1 protein-coding gene is annotated in these 607 nt (G+C 66.4%); it reads left to right on the forward strand.

What is annotated here, in order from left to right:
• Window positions 1-400: 400 nt before the first annotated feature.
• On the forward strand, window positions 401-607 hold a 207-nt coding region (locus tag H7C19_RS34540; protein WP_221469624.1), incomplete at its 3' end, for a hypothetical protein.

Consider the following 607-nt stretch of genomic DNA (forward strand, 5'->3'; position numbering starts at 1 on the left):
ATGTAGCGTACCTAGTACGTCACTTGGCTGGGCCGTTGCAAGTTCCGCTGCCAAGCAAGATCTCTTGCGCGGTGAGCCTGCAGACGGAACCAGCAATGGCGTACGGGCGAATCTATAGATAAACGTGTAACGCGCGAAGCGAAGGCTAGCGCCGTTACGCGCCGGACTGGTCAAGCTTTTAGAAATTTCCAACGGAAATCAGGAAATACTCGAGAATAGGGATAAAGCCGGATGACGAGCGGCCGAGGCTGCTTGATCTCCGACCGAGGGGAACGAGGTGCGGGTTTGGAAGGACTAGGAGATTCGAAGAAGTCATCGTCGCATAGGGGGCCGGACGCGCGCGGAGAAGGGCCGGCGCGCCAAACGAGAGGCACTGCCGCCGGGAGCCGGCCTGGCAGCCATGGCATCGGGCGCCAATCGGGAGACCGCGCGACTGGGCGTCAGTCTGGCAGCCGCGGTGCCGGCCACCGAGCTGGAGGCCGCGCCACCGGGAGCCAGCCTGGAGGCCCCGGTCGCCAGACCGACAAACAGGCGCGATCCGGGCAGCCGGGCGCGTCCGCGCGGCGCGGCAAGCCCGGCGGTCCCGGCGCAGCGGCCGGCCGCGGGC

Source organism: Cohnella nanjingensis, from assembly GCF_014212125.1.
GTDB lineage: Bacteria > Bacillota > Bacilli > Paenibacillales > Paenibacillaceae > Cohnella > Cohnella nanjingensis.